General features: G+C 66.7%; 1 protein-coding gene. It reads right to left on the minus strand.

Annotation, left to right across the window (positions count from 1 at the left end):
- Nucleotides 1-270, minus strand: a 270-nt coding sequence (locus AC2Q9J_RS17975) for a DNA ligase LigA-related protein (protein WP_499042052.1), incomplete at both ends; no start/stop codon positions are given.

Below are 270 nucleotides of genomic sequence, written 5' to 3' on the forward strand. Positions count from 1 at the left end.
GTCGAGGCTCATCATGCGAACCTCGTGCGTCACCTTGCTCAGCGGCGAGGCGGTGGCCGTGTGGCCCACCTTACGACTGGGCGCATCCTCGCGCACCAGGTGCGGAAACGCCGCCTCCAGCGCGGCATGGCGCCGCACCAGCGCGTCATATTCCGGATCGCTGATCCCGGGCGCGTCCTCGGCATGATAAAGCCGGTCGTGATGCGCGATCTGCTTCGCCAGCCGCATCAATTCGTTGGCGGCTTCCGCCTCGGTGACGTCGACTGCCAT

Source organism: Planococcus sp. RAB007_Raresut, assembly GCF_057369535.1.